The following is a 21,324-nucleotide window of genomic DNA, read 5'->3' as shown; positions in this document are numbered from 1 at the left end:
GCCCCCTCAGCCGAGCGTGAGGGCCAGCGCGGCGCCCAGTTCGTCGACGCGGCGGTCGAGGATCGCGAGCCGCTCTGCCGCGGCCCGCTGGCCGCGGGGCGTGAGTGCCACCTCCACGACCCGACGGTCCCCCGGCTGCTGCCCGTAGCGTCGGGTCACCAGGCCGACCGCCTCCATCCGGTCCAGCAGGCCCGAGACGCTGCTCTTGGTCAGGTGCAGCTCGTCGGCGAGCTGGGAGGGCCGCACGCTGCCCCGGTACGCGAGGACCCCGAGGGCGTAGCGGTCGGAGGACGTGTCGATGCCGTACCCGGCCATCGCCCCCTCGTCCTCGGTCACGTAGGCCGCGCCGACCCGGGACAGCTCCTCCACCAGTTCCAGCGCATCGGCCGGCGCGGCGGGCGCCGCGGACGCCGGGAGGTGCAGCAGGTCCAGGGCCTCCTTGACCAGGGGCGCGCCGGCGCCGAAGTAGTCCTGCAGCCGCGTGACCAGGGTGCGGACGCGCCGGCGCGCCTCCCGGGTCAGCGCCACCCGCACCTGGCGCCGGTTGGCCGGGTCCGGAGTCCGGGTGACGAGCCCGCCGGCCTCGAGGCGACCCAGCGCCCGGGAGGTCGCGCTTCGGGTGCACCCGGCGCGCTCGCCCAGGTCGCTCGGGGTCAGCGGGCCGTGCCGCAGCAGCAGCAGGAACTGGACGTCCCGGTTGGCGCCCTCGCCGCTGCCCAGCGCGCCCCGCACGATGTCGGTGAGCTCCAGCGAGTAGGCCTGCAGCAGGACCAGCGTCCGGGCCAGCGCCTCGCGCCGGTCCGGGTCGATCCCGTCGGTGGCCACGGCCGCAGCCTAGGGCCCGCGGGGCGCAGAACCGGGACTTCGCGTCGTACCGGCCGCACCTGCACCCGCGGGTCAGGCGGCCTCCGTCGCACCACCGGCAACGGCCTCGTCGGCGTCCCGGTCCGTGCCCGGCTCGGCGGGAGCGGTCACCCGCGAGACGGTCACCGCCTCGAAGGCCCGGATCGAGTCCTTCTTGGTCCGCGCGAACGTCGCGGTCCCCCGGGTGAGGTCCGGCCCGACGCAGCGGGCCTCGATCTCGTCGTACCGCGCCGTGATGCTCTCCTCCCCCACCCGCTTCTCGAACGTGCGCTGCTTGAGCCGGCCGTGCACGATCACCGGCATGCCCTTGACCAGCGAGGTCCTGATGTTCTCCGCCAGGACCCGCCACGCGGTCACCGTGTAGTAGGCGCTCTCCCCGTCGACCCACTGGCCCTGCTTGCTGTCGTACCGGCGCGGGTTCACCGCCAGCCGGAACGACGACAGCATGTCGCCGCTGGACAGCACCCGGGACTGGACCTCGCTGACGACGTTGCCGGTGATGGTCACCTGGATCTCGTTCATGCCTGCTCCCCCGATCGGTGCGGACGCACCCGCGCCCGCGCTGCCCCGAGGATCCGGCGCGAGCCGGCCTAGACCCAGGGCCAGTCGAGCGGCTGTGGACGGCCCGTACGCCTTCGCTCGACCTGGGGACGACGGGTCAGCAGGTCGGACCGGGAGGTCGGCCGCGTGCTCCTCCTCGGCGGTGAGCCGAGTGTCCGCGGGATGCGCGTACACGCCGTCGGCGTAGTACGGGGTGGGGATCACCAGGTCCATCTGCGGCGGGGAGGCGAAGCCGCCCATCAGGGATGGCCCGAGCTCGGCGGTGCTGCGGTGGCCGTGCAGGACGCCGCACGGCGCCATCGCCACGTCGTTCTCCTCCGCGTCCACCCAGCCGAGGTCGCCCACGTACAGCTGACCCGCCCCGCTCCACATCACCAGGAACTCGTCGGACACCGGGTGCCGGTGCATCGCGTCCTGCACCCCGGTGCCGCAGTACGCGTAGTTGAACCCCACGAGTCGCGTCCCCGCACCCGGCCACAGCACCAGCCGCATCGGCAGCCCGATACCGGTGAACGCGGCGCCCTCCAGCACGTTGAACAGGGCACCGTGCGCCTTGACGTCCGCGGGTGCGAGGTTCTGGGCACGCACCTCCGGCTGGTCGTCCTGGTACGTCATCTCCTGCGGCTCCGGTGGGGTGACCGTGGGCGCGTTGATGGCGGCCTTCTCGATCGCCTCGTGGTTCATCACGCCGTACTCGGCGTTGTAGAACCCGGCGTCGGCGTACAGGTCGAACTGCGGCGGGCAGATCTGGTGCACCAGCACGGCGTCCTCGTCAGCGCCGTCGGCGCTGCGGATCTGGTGCTCGACGCCCTCGGGGAAGTACGCCATGTCGCCGGGGCGCAGGTTCACCCAGCGGTCCCGCAGCCACACCTCCGCGGTGCCGTACCGGCAGAGGATCGCCTCCTCGGACAGGTCGTACCGGTAGCGGTCGCTCGACTCACCCGGCCGCAGCGTCGTGACATGTACGGCCTCGGTCTGGTAGCCGGTCCCCGGCCACGCCAGCAGCCGCGTCTCCAGGCCGTGGGCGGTGATCGTGACCCCGTCGAAGAGGTTGCCGATGGCCCCCTCCGTCCGGATCTGGTGGGCGGACCGGTAGCGGGCGCGGTAGGCGTCGGGGACCACGGGCAGCTCCTCCTGGGCTCCTTCGTGCGGCAACGGGGCCTTCGATACGGCCCCCGGCGAGTCTGCCCCGCCCGGCCTCCCTTGTGGTGCCGGTTGCGTCAGCTACAGCGCGCACAACCGGCACCACAAGCCGAAGTACGCGGGTTGGACGGGGGACAATGGCCCGCGGCGCCCGTAGCTCAACGGACAGAGCGACCGGCTTCTACCCGGTTGGTTGGGGGTTCGAATCCCTCCGGGCGCGCTGCCACAACGGGTTCCGGCTGTGGCCGCCCGCCGTAGCTACCCGCTGGGTGGCAACCGCCGCCGACGGGCAACGCGAAGGGCCCTCAGGGAGTGATTCCCCCATGGCCCCTCGAGCCATCCCGCACCAACCCCGCCAGGTGCGCCTCGAGCGCGGCGCTGATCGCGGCGGCGTCCTCCACCCACGGCCTCCACCCCACGGCCACTACTCCGACGCCCGCGGCAAGGGTGAGGGCTGACAGGGCCGCGATGCTCTCGCGTTGCCTCAATGATCCTCCCCGATCACCACGTCAGTTGACTCGACCCAACCGTATAGTCCCGCCAACCAATGGTGCGAAGATCGGGCGGAACAGTGCCCGGCCGACCTCGCGGGCAATCGTCGGGGCAGGCGTCAAGCAGGAAGGGTTGGGGAACCATGCCGAACACAAGCAGGCCGCGGACCGCCGTCGTGCTGGGTACCGCCACCGCGTTGACCGCGGGGATCATCGGCGTCGTCGCGGGCGTCGCCGTCGCGGCGGGGAGCGTCATTCCGGGCAAGGAGTTCACGACCAACTTCGCCTGCTCACGCGAGGGCACCGGGGTGCTGCGCATGGTCCGGGCTGACCAGCCCTGCGAGTCCGGCGAGATCCGGGTCCAGTGGCCCGGTAAGCCAGGCAGCGGCGGTACCGGGCCTGCTGGACCGGCGGGTCCCGCAGGCAGCCAAGGCCCGCAGGGAGTTCCCGGAACCCCAGGCCAGAACGGTACGGACGGCATCGACGGCGCCTTCATCTGGCACTGGACCTGGACCCCGCCGGTCCACGACCCGTTCCAGACGACGACGACGTTCGCAGCTGGCACCTACGTCGTGCCGGTGAGTCCGACCATGTCGGCCGTGGGCTGCCCGAACGGGATCATCCGCGTCCGGCTGTCGAGCGTGAACGGCCCGATCCTCACGCGGTGGGACGTCGCCGGTAACGGCTCGACCGTGACGCTCACGTCCGTGAGCCCCCAGGTCGCACCCGCCAACGGGACACCACTCTTCCTCGACGCCCAGTGCGGCGTCACCCCCACCAACGTCACCGTCGACTTCACCTACTCCACGCCGACCCCCATCTCCTAGGAGGTCGCCTCTATCCCTGCCGGGTGAACGCTTGCTCGGCAGGGATAGAGGACTGACGCGACACTGGCGGACTACGCGGATGCCGTGCGGACGGCCCTTCCGGTACACCCGTCGGACGTCGCGAGGACGCCAGGATCGCCGCCTCGACTCCAACCAGGGCAAGGTGTACGGAGACCAGGCCGGCGTCGTCACCATCAACTGACCCGGCGGCACCCACGCGCGGATCAGCCGGGCGAGGCACCGCTCGGGGGCTCGCTCGCGTCCTGCGACAGGGTGGGGCGGGCCGGATGCCGGGCGCCCATCGGGCCGGCCATCATCTCCAGGAGCAGGCGCTCGGTCACGGACCGTGCGAAGCGGGTGCTCCGGGGTACAGCCTTGCCGCGCAGGCCACGCAGCACCCAGCCCATCGTCCCGACCGCGAAGACACCCGCGCCCGAGTCGGTCGTGTAGTACGTCGAGTTGCTCACCGTCGCCGTCGGCCCGCACATGGTCGGGTTGCTCGCGACGACCTGGAGCGTCTCCGGCGTGCCGGGCAACGCGGAGACATGATCCACCTCGACGGCGACCAGGTCCGGGAAGGTCAGCTGCGACCCGGTCCCGGCGAACAGGAAGAAGTCCGGATCGGTCACGGTGTACGTGCCGGAGGCAGGGAAGCAGTCGTAGTCCATGCCGACCAGCTCCCGCTCCGGCAGGGCTGTCGGGCCGTCACGGAAGCGACTGGTGACCTGGTCCCCCAGCACCGGGTCCTCCGCGGCGGACTTGTAGACGACCTCGAGAGGCATGCCCTGAGGTCCCTGCTCCACTCGCGCCCGCCAGTACATGGTGTTGGCACCCAGGAAGGCCAGGTCGACCCCCGCGTCGCGGGCCCGGGTCACCACGTCCCGCTGCTCCGCCGTCCAGTACTCGTTGTGCCCCAACGACACGATCCCCTCCGCGCCGGCGACCAGGGTGTCGCCGCCCCAGGAGAAGTCGGAGGCGGCCAGGTACGACACCGGGACGCCGAGCCGCTCGGCGAGCATCACGACGGGGTGCTCGTAGTTGAGGTACTTCCCGGTGCCGCGCCCGTTGAGGTACGGGCGGGAGAAGCTGACGGCCCGGGACCGGTCTTCGAAGCCACCGGGCCCGCGGTAGGCCGAGCGGCCGCCCCAGTCGTTGTACGCCTGCCAGGTGAGGTCGGCCATCACCAGCACGAGGCGCCCGACGGCATCCGGGGACCGCAGCACCAGCGGGATCAGCCACTCCGCGCCGTTGGTGCCGACCAGCCGGAGCAGGTACATCCCCGGGTGCCAGCCGGTCGTGTCCACGTACGCCGAGGGCTGCCACGCCGCGTACGGCGTGCGCGTGTCCTCCAGGTATCCCTGCTCCGTCTGGATGGCGCCCGGGATCAGGGGCGAGTACCAGACCCGACGGGCTCCGGCCCCGTCGTACCAGCCCATCCGGTACGCGACCACACGGAACTGCGGCGCGGTCGTGGTGACCATCAGCGGCACCCGGTCGCCGGGCAGCGCCGACGACCGGCCCGCGTACCCGGACATGGCCGACGGGTCCGTGGATCGGCCGACCGCGTCCCGCCACGACGGGTCACCGGGTCGGGCGTTCTCGGCGAAGACCGCAGCCCACACGTCGGTCTCCGGTGGTGAGACAACGGCCGGGGCGGGATCCGCCGGAGCGGCGTCGGCGTCCGCAGCGTCGTCCGGCGGCTGGCAGCCGCTGGCGAGCAGGACCGCCCCGAGCAGGAGGCAGACGAACCGGCGCACCGCTCGATCGTGCTGCGGACCAGGAGAGACCGGCGGAACCGACACGCACGACATGGGGAACCTGACTCGTTGTGCCACCATGCGCCTACTTCCGGCGTCGCGTGCCGCCGCGGGGGAGGGAGACAAGCCATGTCCGGTCCCGAAGGCCCTGAAGGACGTCGCAGCAATCGCACGATCGCCGTCTGGCGGACCGCGGCAACGCTGGCGGCCGTCGCGCTCGTCGGTGGCGCGCTCGTCGGTGCTCCGGCAGCTGCGGTCCCTGCCGGGTTCGTGAAGGTGTCGGTGTCCGCGTCGGGCGTCCCGACCAACAGCGCCGACCACTCCGATCTGACCACGGACGGGAGGTACGTGGTCTTCCGCTCGATCGCGTCGTTGGCCACGTCGGCGACCACGGGGTACCAGATCTTCCTGCGCGACCTGGTCCGGGGGACGACGGAGCTGGTGAGCATCAGTGCCTCCGGCGCCCCCGGCTCGGCCTCGAGCGACTGGCCGTCGATCTCGGAGGACGGGTGCCGCGTCGCCTTCGAGTCCGACTCCCCCAACCTGGTGCCCGGCGACACCAACGGGACCACCGACGTCTTCGTGCGCGATCGGTGCGCCAGTCCTCCGACGACGTCGCTGGTCGCGGTGACTCCCGGCGGTGCGCCCTCGGCAGGACAGAGCAAGGACGCGCGGATCTCTGCGGACGGGCGCGTGGTCGTGTTCTGGTCGTACGCCACGGACCTGGTCACCGGCGTCTTCTCCAACGGCCAGGTCTACCGCCGCGATCTGGCTGCCGGTGCGACGACGCTGGTCTCCGACAACCAGCAGCGCAACGGCCGCGGGGGCAACTACGGCAGCAACTGTCCCTCGACGTCGGCGGACGGGTCGCGGATCGCGTTCTGGTCGTATGCCTCCGACCTCGTCGCAGGCGACGACGGCGAGTCGATGTGGGACATCTTCGTGTACGACACCACGACCGGGTCGACCTCGAGGGTGTCGACGGCGGCCGACGGCACGCCGCAGAACCGCGCCGACAACGGTGCCAGCACGGTCACCTGCCCGGCCATCTCCGCCGACGGCCGGTGGGTCGCGTTCGCGAGCTGGTCGACGAACCTGGTCCCGGGCGACGCGAACCGGACCTCCGACATGTTCCTCAAGGACACCCAGACCGGTGCGATCAGCCGGGTCAGCGTCGGCCCCGGCGGGCGCGAGGCGAACGGCCCCTCCGCGGGCCGACCGGCGATCAGCAGGGACGGCACCGTGGTGGCCTTCCGGACGGAGGCCACGAACCTGACCGGGTCGACCCTTCCGTCCGGCGCGCGAGCCGCGGTCCGGGACGTCCGGACGGGGACCACCCGGATGGCCTCGACCGCCAGTGTGAGCGGGGACGACCCCGGGATGAGCGACGACGGTCTCCTGCTCACCTCGTACTTCGCCGCAGCGCTCGACCCGTTCGTCCCCGGGACCGGGCTCTTCCGAACCCAGGCGAGCGCTGACAGCCGAACGGTTGCGGACGCGGGGGTCGATCAGCAGGTGAAGGCCGGGGCCACGGTCGCCCTCGACGGGTCCGCGAGCCGTGACCCGGAGGGGTCGGCGCTGACCTACCGGTGGACCCAGCTCTTCGGACCGACGGCGGTGTCGTTCGTCGGACCCACCACGGCTCAGCCGTCGTTCGTCGCCGGTCCGACGGGGACGTACGTCTTCCAGCTCGTGGTCAACGACGGGGGCCAGGACTCCGACCCGTCGTTCGTCTCCGTCGTCGCAGAGGCGGGTCCTCCCGCCCCGGTCAACGGCGCCCCCACCGCCGACGCCGGTCCGGACGCCAGCGTGGGCGCCGGGGCGACCGTCACGCTGGACGGCCGGGGCAGCCGCGACCCGGAGGGGTCGGCGCTGACGTATCGGTGGACCGAGCTCTTCGGACCGACGGCGGTGTCGTTCGTCGGACCCACCACGGCACGGCCGTCGTTCGTCGCGACCACGCCGGGAACGTACATCTTCCAACTCGTGGTCAACGACGGGGACCTGAGCAGTGACCCGTCGTTCGTCTCCGTCGACGTCCAGCCCGCCGCGACCCTGCGTACGGCTCCCGCGGTGGTCAAGGGGCGCACGGCCGGAGTGGTCGGCTGCCCGGTCTCCGTCGGCTCGGCCTGCTCGGTGCGGGTGGCGCTGAGTACGACCGGTGCGCGGCGCGCCGCCCGACCCGTGGCGATCGGCTCGGCGACGGTCCACGTCGGACCGGGACGCTCGGCGTCGATCGCGGTCCGTTGGTCGAAGAGCGCCCTTTCGTTGCTGGCCAAGAAGAAGACCCTGGCGGTCATCGCGACGACGCAGACCCGCGATGCGACCGGCGCGGTCGTTTCCGTCACGACGAGGTTCGTCGCCCGGGCCCGACGGTAGAGGTCCTGCCGGCCCGGCCCGCCCACTCAGGCGGCGAGGTCGCGACGCCGCCAGCCGACCAGTCCGGCCCCGGCGACCACCACGGCGGTGACGACCAGCAGCACCAACGACAGGGCGTCCACCGGGCCGCCGGGCAGCGTCGGGCTGTGCGCGAACGGCGACAGGTCCAGCGCCCACTGCGGCAGCTCCCACAGCGGCCCGAACTCGCCCAGGACCACGAACGCGACCAGCACACCCCAGGCCCCCGCGACCCATCGGGGGACGAATCCGAACAGCAGCAGCACCAGCGCGGCCATCACCCAGGCGGCGGGCACGTGCGCGGCAGCGGCGCCGAGAAGGCGCAGCGTCTGCTCCCCCGGGTCGCCGACCGCGAACCCGTGGGTGACACCGACGGCAGCGCCCGTCGCCAGCATCAGCACGGCGACGCCGACGAACGCGATCACCGCATGGCTTGCCGCCCACCGGAGCCGGGTGGTTGCTGTCCCCAGCAGCAGCTCGGCGTGCAGCGCCGTCTCCTCCGACCGCAGACGCATCACCGCCGACATCCCGTACGCGGACAACACCGCGCCCAGGATCGTCATCTCCGCGGCCAGGAACATGTCCGTCAGGCCCTGCTCACCGCCGAGAACCGCCAGGTACGAGCGCATCTGCTCGGAGTCCAGCAGCGACGCGACGTTGTGAGCGACAGAGCCGAGCACCGCGCCCATCAGCACCGAGCCGACCAGCCACGCGACGAGGCTGCCGCGCTGCAGCCGCCAGGCCAGGCCCTCGACGCCCCGCAGCCGTCCGATGGCGGGACCGGGCCGGTCGGCGACGTAGCCGGAGCCGAGGTCGCGGTGCGCGCGCAGGGCGAAGGCCAGCGGTACGAGCAGCAGGGTCGCCACCAGCGGGATCAGGCCGACCCACCACCGGTCCCCCGCGAACGGCCGGATCTGCTGGCTCCACCCGATGGGAGACAGCCAGGACAGCCACCCGGGGTCGCCGGTGGCGGCGAGGTCGCCGACCGCCCGCAGCACGTACGCGACCGCGATCGACGCCATGCCGAGCCCGATCGCGACCCGGTGCGAGGTCGTGAGCTGTGCGGCAACACCCGCGATCGCGCTGAAGACCAGACCGCTGAGCGCCCACGCGAGGCCGAACGCCAGCGACCCGCCAAGCGGCAGACCGACAGCGATCAGGCCGAGTGAGGTGATGAGGCCGAGGGCCGCGCTGCCGATTCCGCCCACGAGCAACGCCGCCGCCAGCGGGGCGTCCCGTCCGACGACACCGGAGGCCACCAGCTCCAGGCGTCCGCTCTCCTCCTCCGACCGGGTGTGCCGCACGACGAGGAACACGAAGACGATCGACATCAGCGCGGCGCCGAACGCCGTCATCTTGATGAGCGACACGGCGCCCAGCGAGGTCGGGTCGTAGACCTTGCCGTACAGGGCGACCAGCGCGGCCGTGGCGTTGACGGCGTCGGCGGCCTCGACCCGGGACTCCACCGTCGGGTAGAGGTCCTTCGTCGCGGCGACGGAGAACACGACCATGAACGCGAAGCCGAGGACCCACGCGGGCAACAGGATCCGGTCGCGGCGCAGCGCCAACCGCAGCAGCGCACCGGTGCCGACGAACGGGCCGCCCCTGCCGCGGGCGGGTGCGCCCGACGTCGCGGGCGCACGCACGACGGTCGTCGTCATGTCGGGCTGCCGGTGTAGTGCCGCAGGAACAGGTCCTCCAGCGTCGGCGGCCGGCTCTCCAGCGTGACCACACCGGCGTTGGACAGCGCGGCGACGAACTCGCTCATCGCCATCGCGTCGACCTCGGCGCCGACCTCGTCACCGCGCACGCGCAGGTCGTGCACGCCGGCGATCCGGTCCAGCCCGTCCGGGATCGCGGTCACGCGCGCGGTGACGGTCGTGCGGGTCAGGTGCCGCAGCTGGGCCAGCGTCCCGGTCTCGACGACGACACCCTCGCGGATGATGGACACCCGGTCGCTGAGCGCCTCCGCCTCGGACAGGATGTGCGACGACAGCAGGATCGTCGCGCCCTCGCCGCGCAGCTCGTCCACGCAGTCCCGGAACGCGGCCTCCATCAACGGGTCGAGGCCCGCGGTCGGCTCGTCCAGCAGGTACAGGTCCACCCGGCTGGCCAGCGCGGCGACCAGCGCGACCTTCTGCCGGTTGCCCTTCGAGTACGTACGGCCCTTCTTGGTCGGGTCGAGGTCGAAGCGCTCGATCAGCTCCGCCCGACGCGTCGGGTCCAGCCCCCCGCGCAGCCGGCCCATCAGGTCGATGACCTCGCCACCGGACAGCGTGGGCCACAGCGCCACGTCGCCGGGGACGTACGCCAGCCGCCGGTGCAGTGCCGCCACGTCGTGCCACGGGTCGAGGCCCAGCACCGACATCGAGCCGCCGTCGGACCTCAGCATCCCCAGCAGCAGCCGCAGCGTGGTGGTCTTCCCCGCCCCGTTGGGCCCGAGGTAGGCGTGCACCTCCCCCCGGGTCACCTGCAGGTCGAGCCCCTTGAGGACCTCGGTGCGCCCGAACCGCTTCACCAGCCCGCGTACGTCGACCAGGACGTCGGCAGTGCCGTCAGCCATAGCTCGAGGCTACGACTCGGGAGGCCCGGACGGGCGGGTCATCCGGCCCGGTGCGGCGTCGATTTGCCGTGGCCTATTAGATCGTGCACAATCTTTTTCATGGCGAACACCGAGACCCTCTACGACCTGTCCTTCACCTCCAACAAGGGCGAGGAGGTGCCGCTCTCGCAGTTCGAGGGCCGTCCCGTCCTGATCGTGAACACCGCCAGCAAGTGCGGGTTCACCCCGCAGTACGACGGGCTGCAGAAGCTGCACGAGGAGTTCAAGGACCAGGGACTGGTCGTCATCGGCTTCCCCTGCGACCAGTTCGCGCACCAGGAGCCGGGCGACGACGCGGAGATCGAGGAGTTCTGCCGCATCAACTACGGCGTCGACTTCCCGCTGTCCACCAAGGTGGACGTGAACGGCAAGGACACCCACCCGGTGTTCCAGTACGTGAAGGCACAGGCCGGCGGCCTCCTGGGCTCCGGGATCAAGTGGAACTTCACCAAGTTCCTGGTCGCCCCGGACGGCACGACGGTGACGCGGTACGGCTCCCGGACCGACCCGGCCGACATCCGAGGCGACATCGAGGCGCTGCTCGACCAGCCGGCCTCCTGACGCGCGGCCGACGACGATGGGCTCACGGACGGCCGTCCGGGGCCGCGGCGCGACCGCGGTCCCGGACGAGGCGCTGCTGCTGGACAACCAGCTGTGCTTCCTGGTCTACCGGCTGCACCGCGGCATCACCGACCTGTACCGGCCCGTGCTCGGCGAGCTCGGGCTGACCTACCCGCAGTACCTCGCCCTCCTGGTGCTGTGGGAGTCCGAGCCGGTCACCGTCGGCGAGCTCGGTGCGCGACTGCACCTGGACAGCGGCACGCTGTCGCCCCTGCTGAAGCGGATGGCGGCCGCGGGGCTGGTCGAGCGAACGCGGTCAGCGGAGGACGAGCGGTCCGTCGTGGTGTCTCTGACCCGTGAGGGCCGCGCGCTGCGCGAGCGGGCCCGGGAGGTGCCGGCCGCGATCGGTGGCTGCATCTCCGGCACCCCCGAGGACTACCTCACGGTGCGCGACCAGCTGACGACGCTGCTCGAGCGCGTCGACGCCGCCTGCGCGCCGTAGGGGCGGCGAGCCGCCACCGGAGCCCGGGTCAGCGGTGCCGTCCGGTCGCCACCCGGATGGTGAACCGGTCATGTGAGTTCGTCGGGTAGCGCATCCACTGGACCGCGACCCGCTTCCCGTTGCCGGACATCCCGATCCGGTCGTGGTAGGCCTCGGCGGACAGGTCGGACAGGGTCCGCGCGGGGCTCCAGGTGCGACCCGCGGTGACGCTCGTCACCGCCTGGACGGCCCACTTCCCGCTGATGCGCCGGGTCCACGCTACGCCGACCCGTCGCCCGTCGTCGGACAACGCGACCTGCAGTCCGGGGGCCTGCTTGAACTGGGTGTACTTCCAGGACGCCACGGTGCGCACCGCCGACCAGGCGACCCCGCCGTTGGTGCTTCCGACGCCTTGGACCACCTGCTGGGCCCCCACCTGGGTCAGCCAGACGGCGCTGACACGATCCGACGTACGCGCTCCCGCCAGGGCGAGGGCGCGGACGTCACGGCCACTCGGGGAGAGTCGAGCCGGTGCCGTCCAGGTCGCACCCCCGTCCGCGCTCGTACGGACCAGCGCCGCGACCTCCGCACCGCTCCACCCGGTCCAGCCGACGGCGACCGCGGAGCCGTCGCCGGCGACCGAGACCTGCACCGAGGCGACCGTGTCACCCGGCGCCGTGAGCGCCGAGGCAGGGCCCCAGGTGCCGCCCCCGTTGCTGCTCACCGCCACCTGCACCGGCCCCGGCTGGTCCTGAGGCGACCCCACGAACCGCCAGGCCAGCGCCACGACGGAGCCGTCCGCGCTCCCCGACAGCTCGATCGGGGACTCGGTCCACGCGGGGTCGAAGGTCGCGGTGTCCAACGTCTTGGCAGGGCCCCAGGTCACTCCGGCGTCGGTGCTCGTCCGGGTCTGGATCGTCACCGGGCCGTTCGAGTACTCCCCCTCATCCAGCCAGGCCGCGGTCAGGCGCCGGCCGTCGACGGAGGAGATGATCCGGGGGCTGCTGGGCTCGGTCGGGGGTGTGGTGAGGTCGACGGGCGCGCGCCAGGTCCGGCCCCCGTCGCTGCTGGTCGCGACCTGCACCGCGCCGTTGAAGCGGCGCTGCCACACGACGGCGAGCCTGGTCCCGTCGGCCGACGAGACGATCGACGGGTCCGTGTTCTCGCTCGACCTGGACACCTCGACGGGGGCCCGCCACCGGACGCCGCCGTCCGTGCTGGTCGCCACCCAGATCACGCGCCACCCCGCATAGACGCCCGCCCACGTGGTGGCGACCCGCGACCCCGTGCGTGACAGCACGATCCCCCCGGGCACCGAGCTCGGTGCCGGCGACGACAGTCGGACCCCGGTCCGCCAGGTGTACGCGTCCGAAGCCGCAGCCGACGCCGGAGTCGTCACGACGGCCAGCGGCAGGCAGACGCCCACGGCGAGCGCCAGCACCACGGGCGGGCGACGGCGCACCTCGGGTCGGCGTTCGGCGTGGGACGTACGCGACATGATCCGCCTCCGGTTCCCCCCGCTCACCCGACCAGCCGCCCGCGGGACGACTGGATCGCGTATCGGGACTCGTTCGAGAAGGCCCACACCGCCGTCGCGCGCGCGCCGTTGGGGGTGACCGCGAGCTGCGGTGTCCCCCCGACGCCGCCCCGCGGCGACAGCCGGACCCGCGCGGTCCAGGTGCGACCGCCGTCCACGCTCGTGCGCGCGTACGCCGGCCAGCTGCCGCCGTCGGCCTGCTCCCACGCCACGTACACGCGCCGGCCGTCGCCCGACGCGGCGACGCTGGGCACCTTCGCCTGGCGCTTCGGCAGGGACAGGGTCGTCGGGGTGGTCCAGGTCCGACCGCCGTCGCGGCTGGACGCCGACAGCACCGCCTTCGACCGGCTCCCGGAGCGCCAGGTCCACGCCAGGGACAGGCGTTGGCCGCTCGCCGATGACCACAGCGCCGCCGTCGGGACGTCCTGGGTCTTCGCGGACACCCGTACGGGCACCGTCCAGGTCCCGCCCGTGTCGGAGCTCGTCGCCGCCGTGAGAACACCGTGACTGCCGTTCCAGGCCGACCAGGCCACGGTCAGGCGGGTGCCGTCCTGGGACGCGGCGCTGCGCACGAACCAGGCCCCCTCGGCCACCGTCAGCGTCGCCGCCGGCCCCCACGTCGTGCCCGAGTCGAGGGTGGTGGCGTAGCGGACCTCGGCGGGGCCGCCGCTGGAGTAGGAGAAGCTGCGCCACAGCAGCGTGACGCGGTCGCCGGCGACGGACGCCGCGAGCTGCAGGTCCCTGATGGACCGGGAGGTCCCGTACGCGTCGATGTCGCTGGGCGTCGACCAGGTGGCGCCCCCGTCGACGGACGAGGATGCCTGGATCCGGTTCCCGACCGGGTCGGAGGACGCGTAGGGGTCGAAGTCCCACGCCGCGATGGCCCGCGAGCCGTCCGCGGAGACGGCCACCACCGGGTTCAGGTCCTGGGTCCCCCAGGTGGCCTCGGACAGCCGGGTTGCGGCGGCCCAGGTTCGCCCCCCGTCAGCGCTGGTGGCGGCGAAGAGTGCCGGCCCCTGGGTCTCCGCACCGCAGGTGAAGACGATGACCGCGCGACCGCCGTCGGTAGAGGCCGCCACCCGCGGGGCGTCGAGCAGGGCGCCGGAGCAAGGTGCGGCGTTGACCGTGACCGGAGTGGACCAGGTGGCACCGGAGTCGGCACTCGCCGCCGCGTACACGTCGTCCCGGGTGCGCCACACCGCGACCAGCCGCCGGGCGTCCGCCGACGCGGCGAGGTCGAGCCCGGTGTAGTACGCGGTGGCACGCCACACCGCGGCCACCGTCACCGGGCTCCGCCAGACGACCCGCGCGGTCGCGCCCGCGGCGGGCATGACGGGCAGGACGAGAGGGACCAGCAGGGGAAGCGCGACCGCCGCGCTGATGAGCCGCGTCCTTCTCCGGCGACCGCCGGGCGCTGTCGGTGCAGGTCCTCGTCGACGCATGGCCGCCACCCCCAGCCGGAGACGCTCCACGGCCAGCCTGCCAACTCTTCCCGGCACCTCCCACCGCCGAAGGGCCCGAACCGGCTCCCCGTGCGTGGGGGCCGGCCCACGGATGCACGAATCCGGTCGGGCTTGGCATGCTCTGCCCGTGACCGGAACTCGCGCGCGTGACCGCAGGCCCAGGACGGTGCGCCGCGCGGCCGGCGCCGCTGTCGCCGCGGGGGCGCTGGTCCTCGCGCTCGCGGCATGCGGGGGTGGGGACTCGGTGGACCCGCGCGAGCCGGCGCAGATCCTGGACCCGTCGGTGATCGCCACCATGCAGGGCGACACGATCGGGACGCTGGACGCGCTCGCCAACCCCGAGCTGGTGCCGGTGCTGGCCGAGAAGCACCTGGGCCACTCGCCCACGGTGCGCCGGGTGTCGTTGTACGACACCGGGTTCTCCATGGAGGTCCGTGACCCGGTCAAGCGGGACAATCTTGACGACTACGACTACCGCTACGGGGAGTGGAGCACCGATCCGGTGTCGGTCAGCGTCCGCGACATCGAGGAGTACGAGAAGGTCACGTTCACCCTGGACCAGGTCTCGTGGGACGTGATCCCGGACCTGATGCAGCAGGCGTACGACGGCCTGGAGCTCGAGGGCGAGAAGATCACGAGCGTGGGCATCGACAAGCTGGAGGGGCAGCCGCCTCGGATCTACATGTCGGTGCAGGGCCTGCGCGGGTCGGGGTCGCTGTTCGCCAACGCGGACGGGACGGATGTGGAGATCCGTCGCAACTGATCGACGCGGGGGCGGGGCCTCTGCCAGGCTCCGACCGTGACGGGTACGGAGGGACGCCCGCGGGTGATCCGTGTCTTCATCTCCTCGACGTTCCGCGACATGCAGGCGGAGCGGGAGGAGCTGGTCAAGCGGGTGTTCCCGCTGGTGCGGCACCTGTGCGAGAGCCGAGGGGTCACCTGGGGCGAGGTGGACCTGCGCTGGGGCGTGACCACGGAGCAGGCCGCCGACGGCGACGTGCTGCCGATCTGCCTGGCGGAGATCGAGCGGACCCGGCCGTACTTCATCGGGCTGCTGGGGCAGCGGTACGGCTGGGTGCCCGACGAGATCCCCGCGGACCTGGTCGACGAGCTCGGCTGGCTCGGCGAGGCCGCCGGGCGCTCGGTCACCGAGATGGAGATCCTGCACGGGGTCCTCAACGACCCTGAGGCGGCGGGTCACGCGTTCTTCTACCTGCGCGACCCGGCCTGGGTGGCGGCCCTCCCGCCGGACCAGCAGGAGCTGTACCTGGAGGACACCGATCGGGGCCGGGAGCTGCTCACGGACCTCCGGGACCGGGTGCGGCACAGCGGGTTCCCCGTCCACGACTACCACGGACCGGAGCAGCTCGGCGACCAGGTGCTGGCGGACCTGACCGCGTTGGTCGAGGGGCTGTACCCGGAGGCCACTCCCCCGGACCCGCTGGACCGCTCTGCCCACGAGCACGCCGCGTACGCCGCCAGCCGGTTCACCGCCTTCGTGCCGCGGCCCGCGCTCACGGACCGACTGGACTCGTACGTCGACGGCGAGCAGGCGGCTCCGCTGCTCGTGACGGCCGACCCCGGGGGCGGCGGGTCCGCGCTCGTGGCCGACTGGGTGCGGGGACTGCGTGGGCGCGGGCCCGGCGACGTCGTGGTCGAGCACTATGTGGGGGCAGGGGGCGACGCGGCGGACTGGCGGGCACTGGTGGGCCGGCTCGCCGGGGAGCTGGCCCGGTCGCTGGGGGTGGAGGCCCCAGGGCCCGACGCGCTGCCCGATGACCCCCCGGCGCTGCGCGCCCTGGTCGAACGAGTGCTGCGTGACGCGGGGGTGGCCGCAGCGGCGACCGGTCGCCGGGTCGTGGTCGTCGTCGACGGCGTCGACCGGCTGGATGACGTGGACGGGGCCCCGGACCTGCTGTGGCTGCCGGCCCGGCTGCCGCCGGGGGTTCGGGCGGTGCTGACGTCCGGTCGCGGCCGGCCGCTCGACACCGCGCTGCACCGGGAGTGGCCGGTGCTCGACGTGCCGGTGCTCACCCCGCCGGAGCGACGGGAGTTCGTGGCGGCCTTCCTGGCCCGCTTCTCCAAGGCGCTGGACGACGTGCACGTCGCTCGGATCGCGTCGGACGACATGTGCGGCAACCCGCTGTACCTGCGCACGCTTCTCGACGAGTTGCGCCAGCACGGCGACCACTACACCCTCGGCGAGGTCATCGGCCGGATGCTGTCTGCACGCACCGTCGACGACCTGCTGGAGCAGGTGCTGGCGCGGTACGAGGCCGACTACGAGCGGGACCGGCCGGGACTGGTCCGCGACGCGTTCAGCCTGCTGTGGGCGGCCCGGCGCGGCCTGTCGGAGACCGAGCTTCTGGAGCTGCTGGGGACACCGGGATCACCTCTGCCCCATGCGTTCTGGGCTCGGTTGTCGCTGGCCGCGGAGCAGGGCCTGGTCTCCGCGTCCGGGCTGCTCCGGTTCGCGCACGAGTACCTCGCGACCGCGGTGCGCGACCGCTACCTGGCGGACGAGGCGGACCGGCGGGCGGCGCATGCGCGGCTGGCCGCGTACTTCGCAGGTCGTCCCCTCGGACCCCGGGTCGTCGACGAGCTGCCGTGGCAGCAGTGGGACTCCGGCGACGTGGACGGCCTGGTGCTCACGCTGGCGGACGACGCGTTCGTGGAGCTCGCGTACGTCGACGCGACCTCCGACCTGATGCGGCTGTGGGCCAGGGCGGAGGGTGCCGGCCGGTCGATGGCGGAGGCGTACGCGCCGGTCGTCGCGGACCCGGCGGCGCACGACCCGGAGGGGGCGGTCGGGCCGACCGGACGTAGCCAACTGGTGTGGGCAGTGGCGCGGCTGCTCTCCGACGCGGGGCACCCGGCCGAGGCGCTGCGGTTGCAGCGCTACCTGGTGGAGCAGTCGCGACGGGCTCCCGCGGGCCTGGGCGAGGGGCCGGACGGGACCGCCCGGCTGCGTGCGGCCCTGGTCAACCTGGGTGCTGCGCTGTGGTCGCAGGGCGAGCTGGACGCGGCGGATCCGGTCCTGGTCGATGCGGTGGATCTGTGCCGGCGGGCCGGTGACGCCGTGATGCTGTCCAGCGCGCTCGGCAACCTCGCGCTGGTGCGCCGGGAGGCCGGAGACCTGGACTCGGCGGAGGCGCTGTCGGACGAGGAGGGCGCGCTCTGCCGGGAGCGCGGGGACGCGTACGCGCTGCAGGCGCACCTGGGGAACCGTGCCCAGCTGCTCCGGCAGCGGGGGCGGTTCGACGAGGCGCTGGAGGCTTTGCGGGAGCAGGAGTCCCTGTGCCGGGACCTCGCCGACCGGGCCGGGATCGCGCGCGCACTGGCAGGGCAGGCGTCGGTGCTGGCGGACCGCGGCGATGTGGCGTCCGCTCTGGCGCTGACGACGGCGCAGCTGGAGGCCGTACGCGACTCGGGGGACGCACGCGGGCTGGTCGAGGCGCGGCTGAACGAGTCGGTGATGCGTACGCAGCTCGGGCAGCAGCCGGAGGCGACCGCTGCGGCCGTGGAGGCCGAGCAGGTGGCCCGGCGGCTCGGGGACGGGGGTCTGCTGGCGCGCGTGCTGGTGGCGCGGGCGATGGCGACGTCGGCGGGTGGGGACTGGGCCGGAGCCGAGCGGCTCGCCCGGGAGGCCGAGCTCACCGCACGCGAGGCGAGCGCGTGGCCGCAAGCCGCTGTGGCGCTGGGGATTGCGGGGACGGCGCGCCGGGAGCAGGGCGACCTCGCCGGCTGCCGTACGACGCACGAGGAGGAGTTGCGGATCGCCGAGCGGACGGATGATCCGCAGGCGATCGCGTCCGCGCAGGCGAACCTGGGCACCTGCGCGCTGGCGGAGAACCGGTTCGCGGACGCACTGGCGTGGTACGCCGCCGCCGAGCCGGCGTTCCGTCGGCTGCAGACGCACTCGTCGCTGCTGCCGATGCTGGCGAACCGGGCCCAGGTGCACGACATGCAGCAGAACGTGCCGGCGGCGGTCGCGGACTATGCGGATGCAGCGGCGAGCGCGGCGGTCCTCGGGAACGCGGCGGCGGTCCGTCAGTGGGGCGAGCGTGGACTGGGGCTGGCGTACCAGGTCGGCGACGTGCAACGCGCGGAGTCGCTGTGGGCGTCACTGGCGTACGCGTACGAGGAGCAGGGCGACGGCGCTGCGCTGCAGCGGGCGCTGGGCGAACGCGCGCTGCTGCTCATCAACCGCGCCCAGCCACCGGGCGGAGCGGTGGCCTCGCCGTCGGACGTGGACCAGGCGCTCCTCGACCAGGCGGCGGCGCTGCTCGACCGGCAGGAGGTGCTGTGCCGGTCGCTCGGCGACCAGGTGGGGCTGGCCGCGTGCGTGGGGAACCGGGCGATCGTGCTGAGGTACCGCGGCGACCTCGACGGCTCGCTGCGCTGCCTCGACGAGCAGGTGGCGCTGTCGCAGGCATCCGGGAATGCGCAGGGCGTGTTGTTCGCGACCGCCAACCGGGGCGAGGTCCTCGGCCTGCTGGGACGGGTCGACGAGGCGCTGGCCGCGCTGGAGTGGGCGCGGGCGACGGCGGCGCAGTACGGACCGGCGCTGCAGGCCATGGTGGCCCAACTGGACGGGATGATCGCCGCCCTGCGGGGGCGGTGAGCGGAGCCTGATGCAGCTCGTTGTCTGGTGCCAGCGTGGCGATGCATGACGGCGGGCTCTCGATCGATGAGGCGCTGGTACGGCTCCTGATCGACGATCAGTTCGCGCAGTGGTCGCAGCTCCCGATCGCGCGGGTCACGCCGGCGGGGACGGTGCATGGGGTCTTCCGCCTCGGCGACTCCATGTCCGTGCGCCTCCCGCTCCTTCCGGGCGACCCCGACGAGGTCCGGCAGGTCCTCGTCGACGAGGCTAGGGCTGCGTCGGAGTTCTGGACGCTGTCCCCGGTCCCTTGTCCCCGGCCGATCGCCTTGGGAGATCCCGGGCACGGCTACCCGCTGCCGTGGTCCGTCCAGACCTGGGTCCCGGGTCGTGACGCGCTCGCGGTGGACCCCGCAGCCTCCGAGTCCTTCGCGCAGGATCTGGCGTCCCTGCTCGTCGGCTTGCGAGCCGCTGACACGCGGGGGCGCGGCTTCCGCGGCGCGGGCCGTGGCGGTCGCCTGACCGACCACGACGAGTGGATGGAACTGTGCTTCGCGAGGAGCGAGGGGCTCGTCGACGTCGTGCGGCTTCGGGCCCTCTGGCAGGAGCTGCGACTGCTGCCGCGGGTCGACGGCGACGTGATGTGCCACGGCGACCTGACACCGCAGAACGTGCTTGTCGAGGGCGGCCGTCTGGCGGGCGTCCTGGACACGGGCGGGTTCGCGGCCGCGGACCCGGCACTGGACCTGGTCTCGGTCTGGCACCTGCTGGACGGCGAGCGGCGCACCGTGGTGAGGCGTCGGTTGGGGTGCAGCACGGTCCAGTGGCAGCGCGGGATGGCGTGGGCCCTTCAGCAAGCCATGGGGCTGGTCTGGTACTACGCCGAGTCCCATCCGGTGATGAGCAGGTGGGGCAGGCGGACGCTCAACCGCCTGCTGGAGGCGGCGCCCACGTGAGGAGTCCGTATGCCCGAGGCGGCGCCTGACGTGCGGCGGCGTCCGGGAGAGCGCCGCCCGGCGGGCGGAGAACGCGCTTCGCTGCCCCCTCCGCTCCTGTCCTGACACAGCGACATGGCCGCCCCCGGCAGTGATATTCCTCTGCAGCGCAGCCGATTTCGTGTGCACAGGGCTTGCGCGGTGTCGGACCGGGCAGGTACACTCGTACACATGTTCGATCCCGTGGTTCCCGGTCCGCGGACCTCCCGCGCGTGGGACGCCGCCCTGCTCGCGCAGGCGGTGACGGTGGGCCCGGGTCCGGTGGCGATCGGGCTGCTGGAGCAGGTCGACGCCGAGGCGCTGTGCGGGCATGACCGGGTGGTGTTCCTGACCGCGTGGCAGGCGCAGGCGGCGTGGGTGACCGCGCGGTCGTTCGCCGCGATCCTCCCGGTGGTCGGGCCCCAGCCGGCACGAGACCCCGACCCGGACGACGAGGGCGGCCCGGTGGACCTCGGTCCGTTCGAGTGCGTGGAGGAGGCCCGGCACGCCGAGGTCGCCGCCGCCTGCCGGCTATCCACCGTCGCGGCGTCGGACCGGATCCACGCGGCCCGGTTCCTCGCCGGTCCGGGTGCCCCGGTCGCTCGGCTGCTGGAAACGGGTGCGTGGGGGTACGGGCACCTGTCCGCGGTGGTGTCCGAGACCGCCGAGCTGTCCGCGGACCTGACCGAGAAGGTCGTGCAGGTGGTGGTCGCCGACACGCTGCCCGACGTCGACGGGGTCGCGTCGCGGTATGCGGAGGAGACCCCGGGCCGGCTGCGGCACCGCATCCGCCGCACCATCCTGCGCCTGGACGCCGCCGCCGCCGCGGAACGGGCGAAGAAGAGGCGGCGGGAACGGTCGCTGCGGATCAGTCCGCTGCCGGACTTCCGCGCCAGGATCACCCTGGAGGCCTCCCAGCCGATGGCGTCGTGGGCGTGGCGGCAGTTCGACACCTGGGCCCGCGCCCGGCAAGCCACCCTGAAGGACCCGGCCGCGGACCTGACCGCCCTGCTCGGCCCCTGCACCTGCCCCCGCAGCGAGGACACCGCCATGGCTGGAGCGG

15 protein-coding genes and 1 tRNA gene are annotated in these 21,324 nt (G+C 73.1%); 9 read left to right on the top strand and 7 right to left on the bottom strand.

Translation table 11 applies throughout. The features are described 5' to 3' along the window. Positions 1 to 6: 6 nt before the first annotated feature. Positions 7 to 825 carry a MarR family transcriptional regulator gene (locus tag R2737_05565; GenBank protein ID MEZ5115720.1) on the bottom strand — a complete coding sequence of 273 codons (819 nt, stop codon included), beginning with the start codon at positions 823 to 825 and terminating at the stop codon, positions 7 to 9. A 72-nt stretch (positions 826 to 897) separates the two neighbouring features. Then, positions 898 to 2,547, bottom strand: a complete 1,650-nt coding sequence (ssb, locus tag R2737_05560; GenBank protein MEZ5115719.1) for a single-stranded DNA-binding protein — start codon at positions 2,545 to 2,547, stop codon at positions 898 to 900. 168 nt (positions 2,548 to 2,715) lie between these two features. On the opposite strand from ssb, the gene R2737_05555 reads away from it, so the two are divergent. Continuing rightward, positions 2,716 to 2,788 (top strand) — tRNA-Arg (locus R2737_05555). 414 nt (positions 2,789 to 3,202) lie between these two features. Then, positions 3,203 to 3,886: a hypothetical protein gene (locus R2737_05550; protein ID MEZ5115718.1), complete on the top strand. Its 684-nt coding sequence runs from the start codon at positions 3,203 to 3,205 to the stop codon at positions 3,884 to 3,886. 224 nt (positions 3,887 to 4,110) lie between these two features. On the opposite strand, the gene R2737_05545 is transcribed toward R2737_05550, so the two are convergent. Then, on the bottom strand, positions 4,111 to 5,643 hold the full coding sequence (locus R2737_05545) for a DUF6605 domain-containing protein (GenBank protein MEZ5115717.1): 1,533 nt from the start codon (positions 5,641 to 5,643) through the stop codon (positions 4,111 to 4,113). A 129-nt stretch (positions 5,644 to 5,772) separates the two neighbouring features. Here R2737_05545 and R2737_05540 point away from each other — a divergent pair, with 129 nt between their 5' ends. Then, positions 5,773 to 8,022 carry a PKD domain-containing protein gene (locus tag R2737_05540; protein MEZ5115716.1) on the top strand — a complete coding sequence of 750 codons (2,250 nt, stop codon included), beginning with the start codon at positions 5,773 to 5,775 and terminating at the stop codon, positions 8,020 to 8,022. Between the two features lie 26 nt (positions 8,023 to 8,048). Here the strand turns inward: R2737_05540 and R2737_05535 are convergent, their stop codons facing one another. Both R2737_05535 and R2737_05530 read right to left on the bottom strand, forming a co-directional pair. Beyond that, a complete protein-coding gene (locus R2737_05535; protein ID MEZ5115715.1) occupies positions 8,049 to 9,701 on the bottom strand; it encodes an ABC transporter permease in 1,653 nt (550 codons plus the stop codon). Beyond that, on the bottom strand, positions 9,698 to 10,603 hold the full coding sequence (locus tag R2737_05530) for an ABC transporter ATP-binding protein (GenBank protein ID MEZ5115714.1): 906 nt from the start codon (positions 10,601 to 10,603) through the stop codon (positions 9,698 to 9,700). The genes R2737_05535 and R2737_05530 overlap by 4 nt, the downstream gene beginning before the upstream one ends. A 99-nt stretch (positions 10,604 to 10,702) precedes the next feature. Between R2737_05530 and R2737_05525 the strand changes: the two genes are divergently transcribed. Further along, on the top strand, positions 10,703 to 11,203 hold the full coding sequence (locus R2737_05525) for a glutathione peroxidase (protein ID MEZ5115713.1): 501 nt from the start codon (positions 10,703 to 10,705) through the stop codon (positions 11,201 to 11,203). A 16-nt stretch (positions 11,204 to 11,219) separates the two neighbouring features. After that, the gene (locus R2737_05520) at positions 11,220 to 11,705 is read left to right on the top strand and encodes a MarR family transcriptional regulator (protein MEZ5115712.1); all 486 of its coding nucleotides are present in this window, start codon (positions 11,220 to 11,222) and stop codon (positions 11,703 to 11,705) included. A 28-nt stretch (positions 11,706 to 11,733) separates the two neighbouring features. On the opposite strand, the gene R2737_05515 is transcribed toward R2737_05520, so the two are convergent. Then, on the bottom strand, positions 11,734 to 13,182 hold the full coding sequence (locus R2737_05515; protein MEZ5115711.1) for a sialidase family protein: 1,449 nt from the start codon (positions 13,180 to 13,182) through the stop codon (positions 11,734 to 11,736). A 23-nt stretch (positions 13,183 to 13,205) separates the two neighbouring features. Next, complete coding sequence (locus R2737_05510; GenBank protein MEZ5115710.1) at positions 13,206 to 14,552, bottom strand: sialidase family protein; 1,347 nt, start codon at positions 14,550 to 14,552, stop codon at positions 13,206 to 13,208. A gap of 259 nt (positions 14,553 to 14,811) precedes the next feature. On the opposite strand from R2737_05510, the gene R2737_05505 reads away from it, so the two are divergent. From R2737_05505 to R2737_05490, 4 genes are all read left to right on the top strand, one after another. Beyond that, positions 14,812 to 15,447, top strand: coding sequence for a hypothetical protein (locus R2737_05505; GenBank protein ID MEZ5115709.1), 636 nt, complete (start codon positions 14,812 to 14,814; stop codon positions 15,445 to 15,447). A gap of 36 nt (positions 15,448 to 15,483) precedes the next feature. Then, entirely contained in the window at positions 15,484 to 19,308 is a 3,825-nt protein-coding gene (locus R2737_05500; protein ID MEZ5115708.1) for a tetratricopeptide repeat protein, read from the top strand. A gap of 41 nt (positions 19,309 to 19,349) precedes the next feature. After that, positions 19,350 to 20,243, top strand: a complete 894-nt coding sequence (locus R2737_05495; protein ID MEZ5115707.1) for a phosphotransferase — start codon at positions 19,350 to 19,352, stop codon at positions 20,241 to 20,243. Positions 20,244 to 20,453: 210 nt separating this feature from the next. Then, positions 20,454 to 21,324, top strand: an 871-nt coding sequence (locus R2737_05490; GenBank protein ID MEZ5115706.1) for a DUF222 domain-containing protein, incomplete at its 3' end; no start/stop codon positions are given.

Source organism: Candidatus Nanopelagicales bacterium (assembly GCA_041393815.1).
Lineage (GTDB): Bacteria > Actinomycetota > Actinomycetes > S36-B12 > JAWKJK01 > JAWKJK01.
Note: the sequence above shows the minus strand (reverse complement) of the source record. Positions and strands in the feature narration are given on the sequence as shown.

What these genes read in the sequence shown, in the direction of transcription:
- R2737_05525 (MEZ5115713.1), top strand. Translation starts at nt 10,703, where the DNA reads ATGGCGAACACCGAGACCCTCTACGACCTGTCCTTCACCTCCAACAAG.
- R2737_05540 (MEZ5115716.1), top strand. Translation starts at nt 5,773, where the DNA reads ATGTCCGGTCCCGAAGGCCCTGAAGGACGTCGCAGCAATCGCACGATC.
- R2737_05520 (MEZ5115712.1), top strand. Translation starts at nt 11,220, where the DNA reads ATGGGCTCACGGACGGCCGTCCGGGGCCGCGGCGCGACCGCGGTCCCG.
- R2737_05550 (MEZ5115718.1), top strand. Translation starts at nt 3,203, where the DNA reads ATGCCGAACACAAGCAGGCCGCGGACCGCCGTCGTGCTGGGTACCGCC.
- R2737_05495 (MEZ5115707.1), top strand. Translation starts at nt 19,350, where the DNA reads ATGCATGACGGCGGGCTCTCGATCGATGAGGCGCTGGTACGGCTCCTG.
- R2737_05515 (MEZ5115711.1), bottom strand. Translation starts at nt 13,182, where the DNA reads ATGTCGCGTACGTCCCACGCCGAACGCCGACCCGAGGTGCGCCGTCGC.
- R2737_05535 (MEZ5115715.1), bottom strand. Translation starts at nt 9,701, where the DNA reads ATGACGACGACCGTCGTGCGTGCGCCCGCGACGTCGGGCGCACCCGCC.
- R2737_05510 (MEZ5115710.1), bottom strand. Translation starts at nt 14,552, where the DNA reads ATGCCCGCCGCGGGCGCGACCGCGCGGGTCGTCTGGCGGAGCCCGGTG.
- R2737_05530 (MEZ5115714.1), bottom strand. Translation starts at nt 10,603, where the DNA reads ATGGCTGACGGCACTGCCGACGTCCTGGTCGACGTACGCGGGCTGGTG.